Source organism: Phycicoccus sp. HDW14, assembly GCF_011383005.1.
In the GTDB taxonomy this organism is placed as follows: Bacteria; Actinomycetota; Actinomycetes; order Actinomycetales; family Dermatophilaceae; genus Phycicoccus.
Map to the genome: position 1 here is coordinate 1,899,723 of NZ_CP049935.1, position 21,293 is coordinate 1,921,015.

General features: G+C 76.5%; 14 protein-coding genes and 5 pseudogenes. 12 read left to right on the forward strand and 7 right to left on the reverse strand.

Annotated elements, in window-relative coordinates; genetic code table 11:
* Positions 1-13 precede the first annotated feature (13 nt).
* The 5 genes and pseudogenes from G7075_RS09395 (at position 14) to G7075_RS09410 (ending at position 4,006) form a co-directional block, all read left to right on the forward strand.
* Positions 14-1,794, forward strand: a pseudogene (locus G7075_RS09395) (glycoside hydrolase family 13 protein).
* Between the two features lies 1 nt (position 1,795).
* Positions 1,796-2,413, forward strand: a complete 618-nt coding sequence (locus G7075_RS09400; protein WP_371814221.1) for a glycerophosphodiester phosphodiesterase family protein — start codon at positions 1,796-1,798, stop codon at positions 2,411-2,413.
* The gene (locus tag G7075_RS22705) at positions 2,410-2,613 is read left to right on the forward strand and encodes a glycerophosphodiester phosphodiesterase family protein (protein WP_371814223.1); all 204 of its coding nucleotides are present in this window, start codon (positions 2,410-2,412) and stop codon (positions 2,611-2,613) included. The genes G7075_RS09400 and G7075_RS22705 overlap by 4 nt, the downstream gene beginning before the upstream one ends.
* Before the next feature lie 132 nt (positions 2,614-2,745).
* A pseudogene (locus G7075_RS22710) lies at positions 2,746-2,982 on the forward strand (MFS transporter); the annotation flags it as partial.
* Between the two features lie 154 nt (positions 2,983-3,136).
* The gene (locus tag G7075_RS09410; RefSeq protein WP_166121306.1) at positions 3,137-4,006 is read left to right on the forward strand and encodes an MFS transporter; all 870 of its coding nucleotides are present in this window, start codon (positions 3,137-3,139) and stop codon (positions 4,004-4,006) included.
* Here the strand turns inward: G7075_RS09410 and G7075_RS09415 are convergent.
* Together G7075_RS09415 and G7075_RS09420 are read right to left on the reverse strand one after the other, a co-directional pair.
* Entirely contained in the window at positions 3,988-4,608 is a 621-nt protein-coding gene (locus G7075_RS09415) for a hypothetical protein (protein ID WP_166121309.1), read from the reverse strand. The genes G7075_RS09410 and G7075_RS09415 overlap by 19 nt on opposite strands.
* A complete protein-coding gene (locus G7075_RS09420) occupies positions 4,605-5,051 on the reverse strand; it encodes a thioesterase family protein (protein WP_166121312.1) in 447 nt (148 codons plus the stop codon). The genes G7075_RS09415 and G7075_RS09420 overlap by 4 nt, the downstream gene beginning before the upstream one ends.
* Before the next feature lie 151 nt (positions 5,052-5,202).
* Here G7075_RS09420 and G7075_RS21980 point away from each other — a divergent pair.
* The 5 genes and pseudogenes from G7075_RS21980 to G7075_RS21985 all read left to right on the forward strand — a co-directional run.
* Positions 5,203-5,424 (forward strand): annotated as a pseudogene (locus tag G7075_RS21980) (serine hydrolase); the annotation flags it as partial.
* 50 nt (positions 5,425-5,474) lie between these two features.
* Positions 5,475-6,476, forward strand: coding sequence for a serine hydrolase (locus G7075_RS09425; RefSeq protein WP_256378063.1), 1,002 nt, complete (start codon positions 5,475-5,477; stop codon positions 6,474-6,476).
* Between the two features lie 205 nt (positions 6,477-6,681).
* A pseudogene (locus tag G7075_RS09430) lies at positions 6,682-8,819 on the forward strand (ATP-dependent DNA helicase RecQ).
* Between the two features lie 243 nt (positions 8,820-9,062).
* Positions 9,063-9,839 carry an MFS transporter gene (locus G7075_RS20270; protein WP_256378069.1) on the forward strand — a complete coding sequence of 259 codons (777 nt, stop codon included), beginning with the start codon at positions 9,063-9,065 and terminating at the stop codon, positions 9,837-9,839.
* Positions 9,770-10,150 (forward strand): annotated as a pseudogene (locus G7075_RS21985) (MFS transporter); the annotation flags it as partial. The gene G7075_RS20270 and the pseudogene G7075_RS21985, both read left to right, overlap by 70 nt.
* Positions 10,151-10,227: 77 nt before the next feature.
* On the opposite strand, the gene G7075_RS21105 reads toward G7075_RS21985, so the two are convergent.
* The gene (locus G7075_RS21105; RefSeq protein ID WP_240918000.1) at positions 10,228-11,049 is read right to left on the reverse strand and encodes a hypothetical protein; all 822 of its coding nucleotides are present in this window, start codon (positions 11,047-11,049) and stop codon (positions 10,228-10,230) included.
* 61 nt (positions 11,050-11,110) lie between these two features.
* Here G7075_RS21105 and G7075_RS09445 point away from each other — a divergent pair, with 61 nt between their 5' ends.
* Both G7075_RS09445 and G7075_RS09450 read left to right on the forward strand, forming a co-directional pair.
* Complete coding sequence (locus tag G7075_RS09445) at positions 11,111-12,574, forward strand: PLP-dependent aminotransferase family protein (RefSeq protein ID WP_166121315.1); 1,464 nt, start codon at positions 11,111-11,113, stop codon at positions 12,572-12,574.
* A gap of 50 nt (positions 12,575-12,624) precedes the next feature.
* Positions 12,625-13,575: an acyl-CoA thioesterase II gene (locus G7075_RS09450; RefSeq protein ID WP_240918001.1), complete on the forward strand. Its 951-nt coding sequence runs from the start codon at positions 12,625-12,627 to the stop codon at positions 13,573-13,575.
* A 68-nt stretch (positions 13,576-13,643) separates the two neighbouring features.
* Here the strand turns inward: G7075_RS09450 and G7075_RS09455 are convergent, their stop codons facing one another.
* The 4 genes from G7075_RS09455 to G7075_RS09470 form a co-directional block, all read right to left on the reverse strand.
* Complete coding sequence (locus G7075_RS09455; RefSeq protein WP_371814224.1) at positions 13,644-14,435, reverse strand: ABC transporter ATP-binding protein; 792 nt, start codon at positions 14,433-14,435, stop codon at positions 13,644-13,646.
* On the reverse strand, positions 14,323-15,300 hold the full coding sequence (locus tag G7075_RS09460; protein WP_166121317.1) for an ABC transporter ATP-binding protein: 978 nt from the start codon (positions 15,298-15,300) through the stop codon (positions 14,323-14,325). The genes G7075_RS09455 and G7075_RS09460 overlap by 113 nt, the downstream gene beginning before the upstream one ends.
* Entirely contained in the window at positions 15,297-16,874 is a 1,578-nt protein-coding gene (locus G7075_RS09465; protein ID WP_166121319.1) for a hypothetical protein, read from the reverse strand. The genes G7075_RS09460 and G7075_RS09465 overlap by 4 nt, the downstream gene beginning before the upstream one ends.
* 612 nt (positions 16,875-17,486) lie before the next feature.
* Positions 17,487-21,284: an FtsX-like permease family protein gene (locus tag G7075_RS09470; RefSeq protein WP_166121322.1), complete on the reverse strand. Its 3,798-nt coding sequence runs from the start codon at positions 21,282-21,284 to the stop codon at positions 17,487-17,489.
* Between the last annotated feature and the right edge of the window lie 9 nt (positions 21,285-21,293).

Sequence of the window (21,293 nt, forward strand, 5' to 3'; positions counted from 1 at the left end):
GCGATGCGGAAGCATGGGGCGGGTGACCCAGGACAGCTCCCTGCCCCTGACCGCACCCGGCGCGACCGTCCACGCCGGTGACTCACCCGACGCCCCGTGGTGGCACGACGCGGTGATCTACCAGGTCTACCCCCGCTCGTGGGCGGACGCCGACGGCGACGGCATCGGTGACCTCCCGGGCATCACGGCCCGGCTGCCGTACCTGCGCGACCTCGGGGTCGACGCGGTGTGGCTCAGCCCGTTCTACGTCTCGCCGATGAACGACGCCGGCTACGACGTCGCCGACTACCGCGACATCGACCCCCTCTTCGGGTCCCTCGCCCATGCCGACGCGATGCTCGCCCGCGCCCACGAGCTCGGGCTCAAGGTGCTCGTCGACCTCGTGCCGAACCACACGAGCAGCGAGCACGAGTGGTTCCGCGCCGCCCTCGCCGCGCCCCGGGCAGCCCCGAGCGCGACCGCTACGTCTTCCGTGACGGGCGCGGCCCGAACGGCGACGAGCCGCCGAACAACTGGCCGTCCGTCTTCGGTGGCCGGGGCTGGACCCGCGTCACCGAGGCCGACGGCACGCCCGGCCAGTGGTACCTGCACATCTTCGACGTCACCCAGCCGGACCTGAACTGGGACAACCCCGAGGTGCGGGAGGAGCTCGAGGACGTCCTGCGGTTCTGGTGCGACCGGGGCGTCGACGGCTTCCGGGTCGACGTCGCCCACGGCCTCGTCAAGGAGGAGGGCCTGCCCGACTGGCACGGCGCCGTCGGGCTGTACGACGAGGTCGTCACCGAGGCCGGGCCCGAGCCGGGCAGCGACACCTCAGTGCTCGACCACAACGCCGCGGGCCGGGCCCCGATGTGGGACCAGGACGGCGTCCACGAGGTGTACCGGTCGTGGCGGAAGGTCCTCGACTCCTACGGCGAGCCCGACCGCATCCTCTGCGCCGAGGCGTGGGTCACGCCCGAGGAGCGCCTCGCCCGCTACGTCCGCGCCGACGAGATGCACCAGGCCTTCAACTTCGAGTTCCTCGAGACCCCTTGGCACGCAGGCGAGCTCGCGGCGGTCATCGAGTCCTCGCTGCGCAGCAACGACGCCGTCGGCGCCCCGACGACGTGGGTGCTCAGCAACCACGACGTCGTCCGCCACGCCTCCCGGCTCGGCCTCGACCAGTCGCTCCCGCGACCCAACGGCATCGCCGCCGACGACCCCCAGCCCGACGCCGGGCTCGGCCTGCGCCGGGCCCGGGCGGCCACGGCCCTCATGCTCGCGCTGCCCGGCGGCGCCTACGTCTACCAGGGTGAGGAGCTCGGCCTGCCCGAGCACACGACGATGCCGCACGACGCCCGCCAGGACCCCACCCACCACCACACCAAGGGCGAGGTCGTGGGGCGCGACGGCTGCCGGGTGCCGATGCCGTGGACCAGCGACGGGCCGAGCCTCGGCTTCGGCCCCGGCGACCACCCGTGGCTGCCGCAGCCCGAGGCCTACGCGGCGCTCGCCGTCGACCGGCAGGAGGGCGTCGAGGGCTCGACCCTCGAGCTGTACCGCACCCTGCTGCACCTGCGTCGCGAGCTCGGCCTCGGCCGCGGGTCGCTGGCCTGGGACGCGCTGACCGGCGGTGAGGTCGTGGCCTACCGCAACGCGGCGGACGACGGTGCGCAGCAGGTGCTGGTCGTGACGAACACGGGCGCCGAGCCGGTCGCGCTCCCCGAGGGCGAGGTGCTCGTCGCATCCGGCCCGCTCGAGGGTGCCGCTCTGCCGGGTGACACGACGGTCTGGCTCCGGGTCGCCGGGGCCTGACGTGCGCGCGGACGCGTTCGCCTACCTCTCGACGCCGAGGCCGCTCGCCCTGGCGCACCGCGGCGGGGCGAAGCTGCCCGAGAACGTCGGCTTCGAGAACACCCTCGCCGCGTTCGGACGGGCGGTCGCCCTGGGGTACCGGTACCTCGAGACCGACGTCCACGCGACGAGCGACGGGCAGGTCGTCGCCTTCCACGACACCTCCCTCGACCGCACGACCGACGGCACCGGGGCCATCACCCGGCTGCCGTGGGCGCAGGTGCGCGAGGCCCGGGTCGGCGGGGTCGAGCCCGTGCCCCTGCTCACCGAGCTCCTCGAGGCCTTCCCGCACAGCCGGATCAACATCGACGTCAAGGCCGACGACGCGCTGGCACCGACGCTCGAGGTCATCCGTGCGCACGGCGCGACCGAGCGGGTCTGCATCGGGTCGTTCTCGCCGCGACGTGTCCGGGCGGCACGCCGCGCCCTCGGCCCGGGGGTCGCGACCGCCGCCGGGCAGGTCGGCACCGGGCTGCTGCGCTTCTCCCCGCGCTCGTCTCGCGGCTCCTGCACACGCCGGCCCCGGTGCTGCAGATCCCGGCTCAGCACCGGCTCGGGGGCCGCACGGTCACCCTCGTGACGCCCGGGCTCGTGCGCCGGGCCCACGCGCTCGGCAAGCAGGTGCACGTGTGGTTCCACGACTGGTCCCGCGAGGACGCCGAGGAGTTCCACCGGCTGCTCGACCTCGGCGTCGACGGGATCGTCGCCGACCGCATCGACGTGCTGCGCGACGTGCTGGCCGAGAGGGGGCACCCGCTGGTCGCCGGGTCGGGGGGCTAGGGTGGCGACGATGCGGACGGACGCGACGGAGACGGCCGGGGGCCGCTGAGTCGGCCCTATACCCAGGTGACCCTCGCGGCCCTGGCGCTCGTCACGATCGTCGCGTTCGAGTCGATGGCCGTCTCCACCGCGATGCCCACCGTGGCCCGCGAGCTGGACGCCGTCCGGTCCTACGGCTTCGCGTTCTCCGTGATGCTCACCGCGCAGCTGCTCGGCATCGTCCTCGCCGGCGTGTGGTCCGACCGGTCCGGGCCGCTTCCGGGGGCGTTCGTCGGGCAGGCCCTCCTCGCGGTCGGCGCCGCGACGTGCGGCTTCGCGACCCGCCTCGACGTCTTCCTCGTCGGGCGCGCCCTCACCGGTCTCGGCGGGGGCTGCTCGTCGTCATGCTCTACGTCATCGCGGGGCGCGTGTACCCCGAGGCGATGCGGCCGCGGCTCTTCACGTACATCTCCGCCGCGTGGGTCGTGCCGTCGCTCGCCGGCCCGCCGCTGTCGGCCTGGCTCACCGAGAACCTCTCGTGGCGGTGGGTGTTCTGGGGGTCGTCGCCCCCGTCGTCGTCACGATCTTCGCGCTGGCGCACGCCCGCACCCGGGTCGACACGAGCGGGCTGGACGCCGCCGTCTCCGGTCGCGACCACAGCGCGCACGTGCGCGCCGCGTGGGCCGGGGTCGGTGTGGCCGTCGCCGCCGGCGCGCTGCAGTACGGCACGCACGAGCTGGTCTTCACGTGGTCGGTCAAGACCGTCGTCGGCGTCCTCGGGCTGCTCGGCGTCGCGGCGGTCGCGCCGGTGCTCCTGCCGCGCGCGACGTGGGTCATGGGGGCCGGTCTGCCGAGCGTCGTCCTCGCGCGGGCCCTGTTGTGCGCAGCCTTCTACGGCGGCATCACGTACGTGCCGCTCTTCCTCGCCGGGCAGCGCGGTGCCAGCCTCCAGGTGGCCGGCCTCGCCCTGGCCGTGGGTGCGGTCGGGTGGGCGGTCGGCGCCTGGTACCAGGGCCACGACGCGATGCACCTGCCGCGCCACCGGCTCGTCGAGATCGGCGGGCTCGTGCTCACCTTCGGCCTCATCTGGCTCTCGGTCGTCGCGTGGGCCAACCTGCCCGCCTGGCTCAGCGTGCTCGCGCTGCTGCTCGCCGGCCTGGCCATGGGCGGTGGCGTCACGACGACGACCATCCTCGCCCTCGAGCTGAGCCCGGTCGAGGAGCACGGCGAGGCGTCCTCGTCCATCCAGCTCGCCGACGTGCTCGGCAGCGTCCTCGGCATCGCCGGGGCCACCGCGGCCTTCGCGGCCGCCCACGACCCGGGGCAGGACAACGCCCTCTTCGGGGCGATCTTCCTCGGGCTGGCCCTCGTGGCCGCCGTCGTCGTCCCGGCGGGTCAGCGCATCAGGACGTGACCGCCGGCCGCGCTGAGGCGGGTCCAGCGGTTGGAGCGCAGCACGCGCACGGTGCTGCCCGGGGCGAGGAACCCGAGCGAGAAGGCGGCGAAGGCACCCCCGGCCCGCACACCGGCGACCGCCTCGCGCGACCAGACGCGGTCGCGCACGAAGCCGGCCGCCGCACCGCGCTCGCGCACGGCCGCACCGACCTCGACGAGCCCGGAGCGCGCGGTCTCGGCGAGTTCGTCGGCCGCCACCTCGCCGGCCGGCTCCCAGCCCGAGCGTGGCGGCGTGACCGCCGACCACGTCGCGATGGCGCGGGTGGGCGGCAGCGGGAGGTCGCCCGTGCCGCCGTGCCGCGCGGTGCGGTCCGTGACGGCACCGAGGGGCACGACGACGTCGCACGTCGCGGGCTCGGCGAGGGCGAAGGTCCGCAGCCCGAGCACCGTTCCCTCGGCGAGGATGCCGCTGCCCGGCAGCACGCCGACCCAGGCGGCGAGCACCTCGCCCGCGGCCTGGAGGCGCATCGCGCCCTGCTCGTCGAGCGCGCGGGCCCGGGCGGCATAGCGGCCGAGGTCGCCGAGCGCGGCGGCGTCGACTAGCCGGAGCAGGTCGCTCACCGGCCGGCCCGGCGGAAGGTGACGGGGTCGCCGACGTGCACGGCCAGGGCCTCGCGGGCCCCCGCCTCGAGCCGGCGCGGCCGAGCCGTCGCGAAGTCGTAGAGGGCCAGGCCGGTCTCGGCGACGGCGTACGTGCCCTCCCCCACCGACGCGGGGTCGCGCACGACGTAGCCGAGGTCGAACCCGGCGCCGTGCACCCGGGTGACCCACATGGCGACCTCGACGGGCTCGGGCCGGTACGTGAGCGGGGCGCGGTACTCGATGACGTGGCGCGTCACGACGATGCCCTCGTCGACCAGGGCCGGCCGGTCGGGGAACCACTCGCGGAAGCCGATGACGCGCGCGTCCTCGAGGAGGCGCAGGTACTGGACGTTGTTGACGTGCCCGTAGGCGTCCATGTCGGACCAGCGCAGCGGGACGTCGACGACGTAGGTGGCGGCCATGGGGCCATCCTCGCAGCCGGCGCAGCCGATGCGCAGCGGGCGGTCCTAGGGTGACCCGGTGACGATCACCGCCCGCACCCGCACCCTGCTCGACCACGTCCTCGCCGAGGCCCAGCGCGACGGGCGGCTGCCGTCGGTGGCCGCCGGGCTGGTGCGCGACGGCGCGCTCGTCTGGTCCGGGGCGGTCGGGACGCTCGACGGCCGGGCCGCGGGGGAGGCGGCCGACGACGACACGCAGTACCGGATGGGCTCGATCACCAAGACCTTCGTCGGCGTCTGCGTCCTGCGGCTGCGCGACGCCGGGCGGCTCGACCTCGGCGACCGGCTCGAGCAGCACGTGCCGGGCTCGTCGCTCGGGGCGGTCACCGTCGAGCAGCTGCTCTCGCACGCGGGCGGCGTGCAGGCCGAGACCGGCGGTCCGTGGTGGGAGCGCACGCCGGGTGGCGACTGGGAGGCGCTGGCCGGCACCGGGGCGAGGCGCCGGTCGGGCAGCGGTTCCGGGCCGGCCGGCGGTTCCACTACTCCAACGTCGGCTACGCGGCGCTCGGCCGGCTGCTCGAGGTGCAGCACGGCACGGGCTGGGCGGAGGTGGTCCACCGCGAGCTGCTCGAGCCCCTCGGGATGACGCGCACGACGACGCGCCCGACCGGCCGGGCGGCGCAGGGGCTGGCCGTGCACCCGTTCGCCGACGTGCTGCTGCCCGAGCCCGAGCACGACGGCGGGGCGATGGCGCCGGCCGGCCAGCTGTGGACCACCGTGCCGGACCTGGCGCGCTGGGCGGCCTTCCTCGGCGGCGACACGGCGGGGCTGCTGTCCACCGATACCCTCGCCGAGATGTGCGAGCCGCACCACGTCGTCGACGAGCCGAAGCAGCCGTGGACCGGCGCGCACGGCCTCGGCTGGCAGGTGTGGAACGTCGACGGCGTGCGGTACGCGGGGCACGGCGGGTCGATGCCGGGGTTCCTCGCCGGGCTGCGGGTGCGGCTCGACGGCGGCGACGGTGTCGTGACGCTGACCAACACGACGTCCACGACGGTGATGCGCGGGCTCCCCGACCGGCTGCTCGAGGTGCTGCGTGACGAGGAGCCGCCGGCGGTCGAGCCGTGGAGCGCCTCGGGCGACGCCGGGCTGCTCGAGCTCGTCGGCACCTGGCACTGGGGGTCGTCGGTGACGACGGCGACGGTGGCCGGCGAGCACCTCGTCCTCGGCGAGCCCGGGACGGGGCGCGGGTCGCGGTTCGCGCGGGTCGGGGTCGACGCGTGGGTCGGGCTCGACGGCTACAACACGGGCGAGCCGCTGCGCGTGGTGCGCCGGGCCGACGGGTCGGTCTCGCACCTCGACCTCGCCTCGTTCCGGTTCACGCGCACGCCGTACGACCCGTCCGCCGACGTGCCCGGTGGCGTCGACGACCTCGGCTGGCGCTGAGGCCGCGGCCTCTCGGCCATCCGGTTCGAGGTGATGGCGCACCCTCTCGGGGTCCGCCTCCACCTCGAACGGTGGGAGGGCCACGCGGTTCGAGGTGATGGCGCACCCTCTCGGGGCCCGGTTCCACCTCGAACCGCGGGGGTCCCGCCGAGGCTGTGGACGACGGGGCAGGGGTGTCGGGCGCAGCGCCTACGGTGGAGCGACCATGACGACACCGACGACGGCGCCCGCCCCCGCTCCCCCCACGCCCGAGCTCACCGCACGCGCCCGCGAGGCGCTGCGCCGGCTCGTCGGGCGCGACGACGCCGACTTCCGCGACGGGCAGCTCGAGGCGGTCTCGGCCCTCGTCGCCGACCGCGCCCGCGTCCTCGTCGTCCAGCGCACCGGCTGGGGCAAGTCGGCGGTCTACTTCGTCGGCACCGCCCTGCGACGGGCCGAGGGCGCCGGGCCGACGGTCATCATCAGCCCGTTGCTGGCCCTGATGCGCGACCAGATCGCGGCGGCCGGCCGGGCCGGCATCCGCGCGGTGACGATGAACTCCGCCAACGCCCAGGACTGGGACGAGGTGCGCGCCGCCCTCGCCGACGACGCCGTCGACGTGCTGCTCGTCAGCCCCGAGCGGCTCAACAACCCGCGCTTCCGCGACGAGCAGCTCCCCGACCTCGCCCGGCGCTGCGGCCTGCTCGTCGTCGACGAGGCGCACTGCGTCAGCGACTGGGGCACGACTTCCGCCCCGACTACCGCCGCATCCGCGACCTCCTGGCCACCCTGCCCGACGACGTCCCGGTGCTCGCCACCACCGCGACGGCCAACGCCCGGGTCGTCCACGACGTCGAGGAGCAGCTGGCCGTCGGGGGCCGGCCCGTCCTCACCGTCCGCGGCGGGCTGGCCCGCGACTCGCTCCGGCTCGGGGTGCTGCGCTCGATGTCCCCCGAGCAGCGGCTCGGCTGGCTGCTCGCCCACCTCGCCGAGCTGCCCGGCTCGGGCATCGTCTACGCCCTCACCGTCTCGGCCGCCGAGGACGTCGCCGCGTCCCTGCGCGAGGCCGGCCACGAGGTCGCGTCCTACACGGGGCGCACCGACCCCGCCGACCGCGAGCGGCTCGAGGAGGCGTTGCGGCACAACCAGGTCAAGGCGCTCGTGGCCACCTCAGCGCTCGGCATGGGCTTCGACAAGCCCGACCTCGGCTTCGTCGTCCACCTCGGCGCGCCGAACAGCCCGGTCGCGTACTACCAGCAGGTCGGGCGTGCCGGTCGCGCCACCGAGCGCGCCGACGTCCTCCTGCTGCCGGGCCCCGAGGACAAGGACATCTGGCAGTACTTCGCGAGCGTCTCGATGCCCCGCGAGGACCAGGCCGCCGCCGTCCTGCGCGCGCTCGCCGAGTCGGGCCGGCCGCTGTCCACCGCCGCCCTCGAGACCATCGTCGACGTCCGCCGCACCCGCCTCGAGCTGCTCCTCAAGGTGCTCGACGTCGACGGCGCCGTGCAGCGCGTCTCGGGCGGCTGGACCTCCACCGGCGTCCCGTGGGACTACGACGCCGAGCGGTACGAGCGGGTCGCGGCCGCCCGTCGGGCCGAGCAGCAGCTGATGGTCGACTACGAGCAGACCGACGCCTGCCGGATGGCCTTCCTCCAGGAGACCCTCGACGACGACACCGCCGTCCCGTGCGGCCGCTGCGACGGGTGCGCCGGGCCCTGGTACTCCACCGAGGTCCCCGACACCGTCGTCGGTGCCGCGCGCGAGCGGCTCACCCGGGTCGGGGTCGACCTCGACCCCCGGGTCCAGTGGCCCACGGGGATGGACCGCCTCGGGGTGCCGGTCAAGGGGAAGATCCCGCCCGAGGAGGGCCTGCTGCGCGGCCGTGCGCTGGCCCGGCTGTCCGACCTCGGCTGGGGGCAGCGCCTGCGCGAGGTGCTGCGCGAGGACGCCCTCGCCTCCCCCGAGCTGGTCCGCGCCTGCGTGCCGGTGCTCGCGGAGTGGGGCTGGGCCGAGCGGCCCGTCGGTGTCGTCGCGATGCCGTCGCGCAGCCACCCCCAGCTCGTCGGGTCGCTGGCCTCCGGGCTCGCCGAGATCGGGCGGCTGCGGTTCCTCGGCACCCTCGACCTCGCCCACGACGGGCCCACCGGTGAGATGGGCGGCAACAGCGCCTACCGGCTCGCCGGCGTCTGGGAGCGGCTGGTCGTCGGCCCCGAGCTGGCCGCCGCGCTCGAGGGGTGCCCCGGCCCGGTGCTCCTCGTCGACGACGTCGTCTCCTCGCGCTGGACCCTCACCATCGCCGGCCGGGCCCTGCGGCTGGCCGGCGCACCCGGTGTGCTGCCCTTCGCCCTCGCCGTCGACGGCTGACCGGGGCGCGGTGGGGCGGGCCCCGGCCCACCCTGAACAGCGCCGGGCCACGCCGACCCTCCGACCCCGCCCGGTCCCGCCAGCACCTAGCGTGGCCGGGTGAGCCAGGAGACCGACGAGCGCGCCGACGCCACGCGCGAGGACACCCCCGACCCCCGCCGCTGGCGCATCCTCGGGGTCACCCTGACCGTCGGCTTCATGGTGCTGCTCGACGTGACGATCGTGAACGTCGCCATCCCCTCGATGCGCACCGGGCTGGACACGAGCGCGGGCACCATCCAGTGGGTCGTCTCCGGGTACGCGCTCGCCCTCGGACTGATGCTCGTCAGCGGTGGCCGGCTCGGCGACGCCCACGGCCGCCGACGGATGATGCTCATCGGGCTCACCGGCTTCGTGCTCTCCTCCGCCGCAGCGGGGTTGGCGCCGCACGTCGGCGTCCTCGTCGCGGCGCGGCTGGTCCAGGGGCTGGCCGCCGGGCTGCTCACGCCGCAGAGCACCGGCCTCACCCAGTCGCTGTTCCGGGGCCCGGAGCGCGGCATCGCCTTCGGGCTGTTCGGGTTCACCGTGTCGGTGTCCTCGGCCATCGGGCCGGTGCTCGGCGGCCTGCTCATCGCGGCCTTCGGCGAGGAGAGCGGCTGGCGCTGGATCTTCCTCGTCAACGTCCCCATCGGTGCCGTGCTCCTCGTCGCGATCGCCCGGCTCGTCCCGGGCCGGGTCGACGACGACACCCCGGTCGACACCCGGCTCGACGGACGCGGTGCCCTGCTCCTCGGCGCGGGGGTGCTCGCCCTCCTCTATCCCGTCGTCAGCCTGGAGACCGGCCAGCGCTGGCCCCTGTTCCTGCTGCTCCTCGTCGTCCCGCTGGGCCTGGCCTTCGTGCGCCACGAGCGCCGCGTCGTCGACGACGGCCGTGCGCCCCTGCTCGACCTCGCCCTGCTGCGCACCACCCCGGGTACGCCAGCGGCATCGTCGTCGGCAGCCTCTACTTCACGGGGTTCACCGGGGTCTTCCTCGTGCTGAGCGTCTACCTCCAGGACGGCCTCGGGTACACGCCCCTGCACGCCGGCCTGCTCCTCACCCCGTTCGCGGTCGGCTCGGCGGTCGCGGCCCCGCTCGCCGGCCGCGTCGTCAGCCGGGTGGGTCGCCCGCTCACCGTGGTCGCGCTGAGCGTGATGATGTCCGGCCTCGTCGCGCTGGCCGTCCTCGCCCCCGGGAAGGCGCCGGTGGGCTGGCTGGTCCTCGCCGTGCCGCTGCTCGTCGCGGGGCTGGGCGGCGGCGCGGTCGTCTCACCGAACGTCACGCTCTCGCTCGCCGAGGTGCCACCGCGGATGGGCGGGGCGGCCGGCGGGGCGCTGCAGACCGGTCAGCGGATCGGGTCGGCCATCGGCGCCGCGGTCCTCATGACGGCCTACCAGGTCGCGGTGTCGCGGACCGACGACCCGGGCTCCGCGCTGCGCTGGGCGCTCGGCGCCTCGCTCGTGCTGCTCGCGGGGGCCTGGGTGGCGGCCGTGTGGTCGTGGCGCTCCGAGCCGGCGGCCGCGACGGGCTGAGCGACCGGCGGCACCTCGACCCGCACGGTGAGCAGGGGCAGGAAGAACTGGACGACCGGTCCGATGAGCAGGGCGTAGAGCACCGTCCCGACCCCGACCACCCCACCGAGCGACCAGCCGAGGGCCACGACGGTGACCTCGAGGGAGGTGCGCACCAACCGGATCGAGCGGCCGGTGCGCCGGGCGAGCCCGGTCATCAGGCCGTCGCGCGGCCCCGGCCCGAGCTGGCTGCCGATGTACAGGGCCCCGGCCATCCCGTTCCCGACGACGCCGACGAGCATCGCCCCGACGCGCCAGCCCAGGGACTCGATCGGCGGGACGACCGAGAGCATGGCGTCGGTGGCCAGCCCGATGACGACCGCGTTGAGCACGGTGCCCAGGCCCGGCCACTGGCGCAGCGGGATCCAGAGCAGGAGCACGACGAAGCTGCTCGCGATGACCATCTGCCCGTACGACATCGGGATGTGCAGGGTCAGGCCGTAGGTCAGGACGCCCCAGGGCTCGAGGCCGAGGGTCGCCCGCAGCATCAGGGCCATCGTCACGCCGAACAGCACCAGCCCGACGAGCAGCTGGACGACCCGGTGCGCGAGGTGGCCGGCGCGCAGCTGCTGGATGGGGGTCATCGGCACGAGGTCGACGCGGCGACGCACCCCGCGGCGGGCGAGCTGGAGCGGTGTCATGGGGTCCATCGTCCGGTGAATTGGCACTTGAATCGAGGGCCAATCGTGCCACAGTGGCCACGTGAACGCCTCCGCACCCACCGTCAGCGCCGCCCGCACCGCCCGGCTCGTCGGTGACCTCGCCACGAGCCGGCCGACCTACCGTGCCCTCGCCGACGCGCTGCGCCTCGCGGTCGCCGACGGCCGCATCCCCGCGGGGACGCGGCTGCCGAGCGAGCGCGACCTCACCGGGCCGCTCGGCGTCAGCCGCACGACCGTCACCCGCGCCTACGACGTCCTGCGCGAGACGGGCTACCTCACGTCGCGGCGCGGCTCGGGGTCGGTGGCCACCCTGCCGGCCGGCACCCTGCGGCGCGGCACCGGCGGACTGTTCCCCGCCGACGTCGCCGACGGGGTCATCGACCTCACCTGCGCCGCCACCCGTGCCCCGGCCGGCGTCGTCGAGGCCTACGAGCGGGCCGTCGCGCGGCTCCCCGCGTACCTGTGCGGCGCCGGCTACCTCACCCACGGCGTCCCCGACCTGCGCGAGGCGATCGCCCAGCGCTACCGCGACCGCGGGCTGCCGACCTCGGCCGACGACGTGCTCGTCACCTCGGGGGCGGTCGCCGGGCTCGGCGTCGTCGTCCGGGCCCTGCTGCGGCCCGGCGACCGGGTCGTCGTCGAGGACCCCTCGTACCCGAACACCGTCGACGCGCTCCGGGCCGCGGGGGCACGGCTGCGGCCGCTCGTGGTCGACCCCGACGGCTGGGACGTCGAGGAGGCCGAGCGCACCCTCACGGCGGCGGCCGGGCGAGCGGCCGTGCTCATCCCCGACTTCCACAACCCCACCGGTGCCCTGATGCCCGACGAGCAGCGGGCCCGGCTCGCGCACCGGCTGCGGACCACCGGAACGACCCCGGTCGTCGACGAGTCGATCGTCGAGGTCGACCTCGACGGCGGGGCGGCCGTGCTGCCGTTCGCCGCCCACGCCCCGGAGGCGGTGAGCATCGGGAGCTCCTCGAAGTCGCACTGGGGCGGGCTGCGCACCGGCTGGGTCCGGGCGCCGCGCGGCGCGCTGCGCTCGCTCGTCGAGGCCCGCGTGTCCGGCGACCTCGGGGCGCCCGTGCTCGAGCAGCTCGTCCTCGCCGAGCTGATGCAGCGCTCACCCGGCCTCACCGCCGAGCGGCGCACCGACCTCGTCGCCTCGCGCACCGCGCTCGCCGAGGCGCTGGCCGCCGAGCTGCCCGACGTCCGCTTCCGGGTCCCGCGCGGCGGGCTGTCCCTGTGGTGCGAGCTGCCCGTCGGCCTCTCCTCCACCGCGCTCACGGCCGCGGCCGAGGACGAGGGGCTGCTCGTCGCCGCCGGTCCGCGCTTCGCGGTCGAGGGCGGCCTCGACCGCTGGCTGCGCCTGCCCCACCCGCTCCCACCGGCGACGATGACCGAGGCGGTGCGCCGGCTGGCCCGCGCCGCCGAGCGGGTCCGCTCGGGTCGCGCCGCGCCGGGTCCGGCCCGGGTCGCCCGCCCCGGGCGCCCCCTCGTCGCCTAGCCCACCGCGTCAGGTTCGGGGCCGGCGCCGGGCTGGCTATCGTGGCGCGCGTGACCAGCGAGCACCCGGACCCCCTGACCGACCTCCTCGAGACCCTCGACCTCGAGGAGCTCGGCTCGGCGGAGGTCAGCGTCCAGCCGCGCGACCCGGCCGTGCCGAGCGGCCTCGTCATCCCCGAGACCCTCGCCGAGGACATCACCCTCTTCCGCGGGCGCAGCCAGAAGCAGCCCCACGGACGGGTGTTCGGCGGGCAGGTGCTCGCCCAGGGCGTCGTCGCGTCGGGCCGCACGGTGGTCGGGGTCGGCGACGAGCCGCGGCGGCTGCACTCCATCCACGCCTACTTCATGCGCCCCGGCGACGACACCCAGCCGATCACCTTCAGCGTCGAGCGGATGCGCGACGGCCGCTCGTTCTCGACCCGCCGGGTGCACGCGATCCAGCACGGGAAGCCGATCCTGTCGATGAGCGCGTCGTTCCAGGTCCCCGACCGCGGCCTCGACCACCAGGACCCCGCCCCGCAGGTCCCGGGCCCCGACACCGTCCCCTCGCTCGCCGAGCTGTTCGCCGGCGTCGACGACCCGCGCGCGCAGCACCTGTCGCGGAGGGCCATCGAGCTGCGCCACGTCGAGGGCAACCTCTTCGCCGCGCCGCCGGCCGAGGAGGTCGCGAGCCAGCACGTGTGGATGCGCGCGGTCGGCCGGCTGCCCGACGAGCCGCTCGTGCACGACGCGGTGCTCGCCTACGCCTCCGACTACAGCCTCCTCGAGCCGGTCCTGCGGCGTCACGGACTGCCCTGGAGCACAAGAGGACTCAAGATGGCCAGCCTCGACCACGCGATGTGGTTCCACCGGCCGGCACGGGCCGACGAGTGGGTGCTCTACGCCCAGGAGTCGCCGTCGGCGCAGGGTGGGCGGGGCCTGGGCCTCGGCCGGATGTTCGCCGCCGACGGCACGCTCGTGGCCACCGTCGCCCAGGAGGGGATGGTGCGCGTCCCCGACTGATTGCCCATCACCCACCTCGAGGAGCCCCGGGAAGCCCTCGCGCGGTGGGTTGTGGGCAATATGTCGGGTCAGGCGGGGTCGACGAGGTGGCCGTCGGCGATCTCGAGCACCCGGTCGGCGACCGACAGCAGGGCCGGGTCGTGGGTGGTGACGAGGGTGGTCATCGCGCGCTCCTTCGCGAGCCGGGCGATGAGCCCCATGATCTCGCGCCCCGTCTCGGAGTCGAGCTGCCCCGTGGGCTCGTCGGCGAGCAGCAGCCCCGGCTCCGCCACGAGCGCCCGGGCCAGCCCGACCCGCTGCTGCTGACCGCCCGAGAGCTCGTCCGGCCGGTGCTCGCCGTGCCCGCCGAGCCCGACGTGCTCGAGCGCCTCGGTGACCCGGCGTTCGCGCTCCTCGCCGTCGACGGCCCTGAGCCGCAACGGGACCCCGACGTTTTCACGAGCGGTGAGGATGGGGACGAGGCCGAAGGACTGGAAGACGTACGACACCGGGCCCCGGCGCAGGGCGAGCAGGTCGGCGTCGGACATCGAGGTGACCTCGCGCTCGCCGAGGTGCACCGTGCCGCCGTCCGGCCGGTCGAGGCCGCCGATGACGTTGAGCAGGCTGGTCTTGCCCGACCCCGAGCGTCCGCGCAGGGCGACCAGCTCCCCCGGGCCACCTCGAGGGAGACCCCGCGCAGGGCGTGCACGGCCGTGGGGCCGGAGCCGAAGGTCCGGTGCACCTCGGCCACCCGGAGGAAATCGCCGCTCATCGCCGCTCCTCCCCGCTGCCGTCCGCGCCGCGCTCCCCGGCACCGTCCGGCTGCCCGGTGGGCCAGACCGCGATGTGGTCGGGCTCGAGGCCGAGGCGCACCCGGTCACGCATCTCGAGCGAGGCCGTGAAGGCCTTCGGCAGCTGCAGGCGGCCGGCGCGGTCGAGGACGGCGTACTCCTCCGCCACCCGTCCGACGGCGCCGTCGGCCCCGACCTCGTCGCGCCGCAGCACCTCGGTGGAGGTCCGGCCGTCGCGGATGCCGACGGTGCGCGCCACCTGCTCGCTGACGAGCGGGTCGTGCGTCACGACGAGCACGGTCGTGCCGAACTCGGTGTTGGCCAACCGGATCGCCTCGAACACCTCGTCGCTGCTGCGGGTGTCGAGCTCGCCGGTCGGCTCGTCGGCCAGCAGCACCCGTGGCCGGTTGGCGACGGCGACCCCGAGGGCCACCCGCTGCTGCTGCCCGCCGGAGAGCTGCCCCGGCCGCCGGTCCGCGCAGTCGGGGATGCCGAGCACCTCGAGGGTCTGCCGGGCCCGGGTGGCCCGCTCCCCCGCCCGGACGCCGGCGAGGAGCATCGGCAGCTCGACGTTCTCGGCGGCGGTGAGGTAGGGCAGCAGGTTGGCCGCCGCCTGCTGGAAGAGGAAGCCGACCGTCCGTCGGCGGTACTCGAGCCGCTCACGCCCGGCCATCGAGCCGAGGTCGTGGCCCGAGACACGGGCCAGGCCGGCGCTCGGGGTGTCGAGGCCGGAGAGGATGCCGAGCAGGGTCGACTTGCCCGAGCCGGACGCGCCGACGAGGGCCACGAGCTCGCCGCGCTGCACCTCGAGGTCGAGCCCCTGGAGCGCCACGACCTCGAGCCCCTCGGCGCGGTAGATGCGGACGAGGTTGTCGCAGAGGATGTCCGGGCCGTCGGGGACCCCTGCATCCCCGCGGCGGCGGGTCCTCGTGGTGGTGGCCGGTGACGTGGTCATGCCGTGTCTCCCTTGCGCAGGTGGTCGGCGAGGCGGCCGCGGCGGGCAGCCGCGGCGTCGAGGAGGAGGGCCAGGGCCCCGAGGACGATGACGAGGACCCCGGCGCCGGCGGCCGCGAGGGGCACGACGGGCAGGGCCGGGTGGGGTGCGCCGCCGGTGAACGGGGCCAGGTCGACCGCGGCCTCGACGAGCGAGGGTGCCGCGGCGCCCACGACCGCCCCCGCGAGACCGGCGAGCGCGACGACGGGCAGGACCTCGGTCCAGGCCAGGCCCCGCTCACCGCCGTGCGGCAGACCCATCGTCCGCAGCCGGATGACGAGGGCGGCGCGCTCGGGCCGGGTGGCGGCGAGCAGGAGCACGACGGCCAGGAGGGTCAGGACTCCGGCGAGCAGCGCCCCCACGAGGTAGGTGCGGGCGATGAGCCGGGGCAGGGCACGCCCGGCGACCCGCTGCTCGGCCGCGGCGACGGTGTCGACGCCGGTGACCCGTCCGCTCGGGGTGGCGGTGCCGGGCTCGCGCAGCGTCCGGAGGGCCTCGGCGGCGGAGGCGTCGGCCGCGAGGAAGGCGGTGTTCGGCTGGGCCGAGGGCACGAGCTCGCCGAGGTCGTCGAGGGGCACCAGGACGGCCGGGAGGGACTGCCCGGCGGCCAGCCGCGCCAGCCCGGGGTCGACGACCAGGCGCCCCACCGGCACGCGGGACCCCCGCACGGCGAGCTCGAGGTCGCCGTCGGTGGCGATGCCCGGGCCGGCGAGCAGGGTCAGCCCCGACCCGGTCGCGGCGGGCGGGGCCCCCAGGTGCAGCGGGGTGTCGGCGAGCAGGCGCCCGTACTCCGCGGGGTCCACGCCGAGCAGCAGCACGGGCGTGGCCCGCCGCCCGCTGACGAGGGTGGCGCCGGTGGCCACGTACGCGCGCACCACCGACCGCACGCCGGGGCGCGCGGCGAGGGCCGCGGCGTCGTCGGCGTCGACGCGCACGGCGTCGACCCGCACCTCCGCACCGACCGTGCGCCAGGCGGAGACCTCGCGCTGCTCGCCGATGGTGCTCGTCAGGGCGGCGAGGAGAGCGAGGACCGCGGCCCCGACGACCACCGCGAGCACCGGCAGCGCGGCCGTGGCCCCGGTGCGCGCGGCGCGGGCCAGGCCGAGGAAGCCGACGAGCCCGCGCCGGCGGGCGGCCACCCGGGCCGCGGCGCGGACCGGCACGGGGAGGAGCCGGAGGACGAGCAGCGCGGCGGCCGCGGCCACGAGGACCGGCGTGAGCGCCGCGTACCAGTCGGTGCGGCCGCCGGCGATCTCGCCGCCCCGGGACCGCACCGTGGCGACGGCGGCAGCCGCGACGGCGACGACGGCCAGCTCGGCGACGACCCGGCGCGCCACCCGGACCACCCGCGCGCGCCGCACGGCGTCCTCGCCCGAGTCGTCGTGCTCGAGCGAGCGGACGCGCAGGAGCACGGCGGCGGTGGCGGCCAGGGCGGGGACCAGTGCGACGAGGGCGACCTCGACCCAGGTGCCGGCACCCTGCGTGCCGGTGACGAGCAGCAGCACGGGGACGACGGCGAGCACGACGATTGGCACCGCGGGCAGCGCCGTGCCACCGACCACCTGCCCACGAGCTGGCGCAGCGAGCCGCCCCGCGCCCGGACGAGCCGCACGTCGCCGCGCCGCCGGGCCACGGCGACGACGGCGGTCAGCGCCAGCACGAGGGCGGCGAGCGCGGTGAGCCCCGCGGTGGCGAACGAGGTCATGACCCGGACACTGGCCACCGAGGCCTCGTAGTCGTCGAGCACGCCCGCGAGGCCGGTGCTCACCTCGACGGGCTGCGCGGTGGCCTGCCCGAGCCGGGAGTCGGTGTCGAGCCGGACGAGGGCCCGGCGCAGGAGGGGCACGTCGGCGGCGGTGAGCCGCGAGGTGACGAGCGGATAGCGCCAGGAGGCCGACAGCACCGGTGAGGACGCCGACCCGACGGGGTCCCGCCAGAGCCCGTCCGACACGGCGCCGTAGGACTCGGCGGCCGCGACGACGGCACCCTCGGTGACGACACCCCCCTGGCCGGTGAGGATCGCGGCGAGCCCGGTCATCCGCGGCTCGGCCTGCCAGAACCCGTCGTCCGGGTCGGTGGCGACGAAGGTGCCGCTGACCACGAGGGCGAGCGGGGTGAGCCGGCCGTCCGGTACGAGGGTCAGGGCGTCACCGACCTCGACGCCCCAGGCCCTGGCGGTGGACTCGGCGAGGGCGACGGGCACGACGGCGGTGACGTGGCCCCTGGCGAGGGGCGCGACCGAGCGCGTGGTGGTCGGCGCCCCGGGGGCGCCCCCGGTGGCCCACCGCACGTGCGAGGCCAGCTCGCTCTGGACGCGGACGACGGCCAGCGAGCCGTCGGGTCGCAGCGTCGTGCCGTCCGGCCGGGCGATGGTCGCGGAGTCGCTCTGGGCGGCCCAGGTCGGCGTTCCGAGCAGGCGGGTGACGTCGGGCCCGACGACCCCGCGCAGCGCCTCGTCGACCGCCGCGAAGGGGGCCGGCGGCCCGGCCCCGGGGGTCTCGGACGGTGCGGGAAGGTCGAGCGAGCGCGCCGGCGCGGAGCGCAGCCCGATCTCGCGGGCCTGGGCGCGGGCCGCGGCCACGGTGTCGCCCACGGCCTCGTCGACGGCGACCGACTCGACCCGCGGCGTGACGACGAGGTAGGCGGCGGTGACCGCGGCCAGCAGGGCGAGGACGACGGCCGGCGCCCGGGCGTCGAGGAGACCTCGCCACGACAGCACCCGGCCCGACAGGCCGCTCGGGGCCTCCCCCGGGTCGTGCCGGTGCGCCGCGTGGCGTCCGGGTCCGTGACCGGTCACGACGCCTCCCCTCCCGGAGCTCGCCGGCGAGGTCGCGGCTCGTGCTGCGCAGCACGGCCGCCCCGACGACGACGAGCGCGAGCAGGAGCAGCAGCGCGTAGCCGGCGAGCGACCCGACGGGCAGCCGCACGAGCACCGACGGCACCTGCGGGTGGCCGTCACCGCCGACGAGGAGCGGGACGACGGTGACCGCGGCGAGCACCCCGAGCAGCAGCCCGACGAGCACGGTGACGAGGACGACGAGCACCCGCTCGAGGACGAGGACGGAGCGGATGCGCCCCGGCGGCATCCCCAGCGCGAGAAGGACCGCGTTCTCGTGGCGGCGCGCCCGCCCGAGGGCCGCGGTGCTCGCCGCGAACCCGACCCCGGCGAGCAGCACCGAGGCGAGCGTCACGAGGAGCATGGCCGAGCGCATCCCGGCGTTGACGGGGTCGGCGAGGCGCTCACGCACCTGCTCGTCGGCGACGAGCACGATCGTGCCGTACGGCGCCTTCGCGCGCACGACCCGGGCGGCGGCCTCCGGGTCGGCCGGTGCCGCCCACCACTCCTGCGGGTCGAGGACGGTGCGGCTGCGGACGTCCGACCCGCCGCCGACCCGCTCCGGCGTGGCCTCGACGGTCGGCAGGTCGAGGAGGATGCCGCGGGCCGGGACCTGGGCGGTCGGCAGGGAGTCGACGACCGAGACGACGGTGATGGACAGGTCGCGCACCCCGAGGGGCAGGGTGACCTGGCGCCCCGCCCCGACCTGGAGCGCGTCCGCGACCTGCCGGGTCACGACGGCGGGAACCGGTCGGGCGGCGCCGGCCCGGGCGGCCTGCCACAGACCGAGCCGGTCGGAGGAGGGGCGCAGCTCGTTGCCCAGCGCGACGGGCGCCCCGTCGGCGGTCAGCCCGCTGACGACGAGGTCGAAGGTCGGCTCGGGCAGGAAGTAGTACACGTAGTCCGGCAGCGGCACCGAGACCCCGACGACGGCGAGCGGGGGCACGAGGCCGAGCCCGCGCAGGTCGGCGGTGAGGTCGCGCTGCGTGCTCGAGACCGGGCCGAGGGGCACGGACGACACGAGGCCGCGGGCGTCGCGCACGCGCACGGAGCCGGCGAACCCGTCCACGGCGAGGGGCGAGTCGGTGACCACCTTGGCGGTGACCACGAGCCGCTGCGGCGAGCCGGGCAGGGGCACCCCGCCGCCGAGGTCGCGGGCCCGCACCAGCCGGTCGGTCACGGTGGACCAGGGGGCGTCGAGGGTGTCGGGGCGCGGGCTCATGACCGTGGCCGCGGCCCGGGCGTCGACGCCGAGCACGGTCACGTCGGACACGCCGCCGAGGTCGACCGTGCCGCGCCACACCGGGCTGACCCGGGCGGCCCCGCCCGCCGCGTCGTCGACCAGGTCACCGGTCGCGGCGCTCGCGGGCCCCGACACCTCGCGCACCACGCGCACGGGCGACCCGGTGTCGAACGCCGACTGGTCGGTGATCGCGCGGTCGACCGTCGCGCGGTGGCCGAGCGCGATGGTGCCCATCGCGACGGCGAGGAGGACGAGCAGGAGCGTGCCGCTCTGACCGGCCGCCCGTCGCGCGAACTGCCAACCGCCCCAGGCGGCGTCGAGACCCGGGCGCCGGGCGCCCCAGCCGGCGGCGACACGGGCCAGCACGGGCAGCAGCCGCAGGCAGACGACCGAGAGGCCGGCGACGACGAGGGCCGGGGCGGCCGTCGTCAGGGGGTCGACGGTCGTCTCGCCCACGGCGTCGTAGCGGCGCAGCTGGACGGCCGCCAGCACCCCGAGGAGCACGAGGACGACGTCGAGCCCCGACCCGGCCGCGAGCCGCAGCCCGCCGGCGCGGGTGCGCCCGCCACCGCCACCGCGGGCCCGCCCGACCCACAGGGTCGTCAGCACGGTGACGACCACGGCGAGCACCGCGAGGGGCAGGGCGGTGCGCCAGAGCACCGGGTCGCGCACGGCCGCCACCGACCACACCGGCCCGTCGGAGCCGGCGACGAGGTGGGCGAGGACGGGTGCCGCCAGCGAGGTGCCGAGGACCCCGAGCGCGGCGACCACCACGGCGTCCCCGAGGGCGAACCCCGCGAGCCGGGCGGTGGATGCTCCCCGCGTGCGCAGCAGCCGGGTCTCGGTGTCGCGCAACGCGGCCAGCAGCGCCGCGGCGCCGACGAGGGCGACCGTCCCGAGGAGGACCAGCAGCACCGTCGGGGTGAGCAGGGAGACGCGCACCCGGTCACCGACCAGGCCGGCCTCGTCCACCAGCGCGGGCAGCGCCGTGACCACCCGGGGGCTGCCGGCCGGGACGGACGGCGGCTGCGCGGTCTCGGGCGACCCCTCGACGAGCGGCAGTCCGACGACCCGGCGCAGGCCGGTGACGGCGTCGTCGACCTGCGCGGACAGCCGGTCGACGTCACCCACCCGGACGCCGCCGAGGTCGGGAGTGGCCCGCCAGGTGACCGTCGAGCTGCCGACGAGCGGGCCGTCGAAGGTGCCCGCGGCCACGACGAACGGCCCGTACGTCGTGAAGTCTGACTCCGTGACGCCCTCGAGCCCGAGCGGCAGGTCGGCCCACAGCCCGTCCTGGGGCGAGCGGGGCAGGAAGGTGCCGACGACCTCCACCGTGAGGACCGGGGCCTTGGGGTCGATGAGGTCGCCGAGCCGCAGGGTGTCACCGACCCCGACGCCGAGCCCGTCGGCCGCCGCGTCGGGCAGGGCCACCTCGACCCGCCCCCGGCCGCGGGCCGCGGCGTCGTCGGGACGCACCGGCCAGCGCCCGACGGTCAGTCGGGCGGCCCCGTCGATGCCCCGGACGTCGGCGAGCAGGGCGCGGTCGGTGGTGGCGCGGCCGGGGAGGGAGCGGGTCGTCGCGGTGCCCACCCGCGTGACCGTCGACGACGGCAGCCCCGCGACCCCGCGGGTGAAGGCGGCGTCGACCGCCGCGAGGTCGCCCGGCCGCAGCGCGGCGCTGAGCACGAGGGAGCGCTCCGCGGGAGGGACGACGAGGGCCGAGCGCACGCCGGCGTCGGTGATCGCCGCCGAGAGCACCTGGAGCGCCGTGACGACGACGAGCGAGGCGAGCACGGAGACGGCGATGGCCGCGACCGCGACGGGGTGCGAGCCCAGCCGGCGACGCAGCAGTCGTGCACCGCCCACGTCACCCGG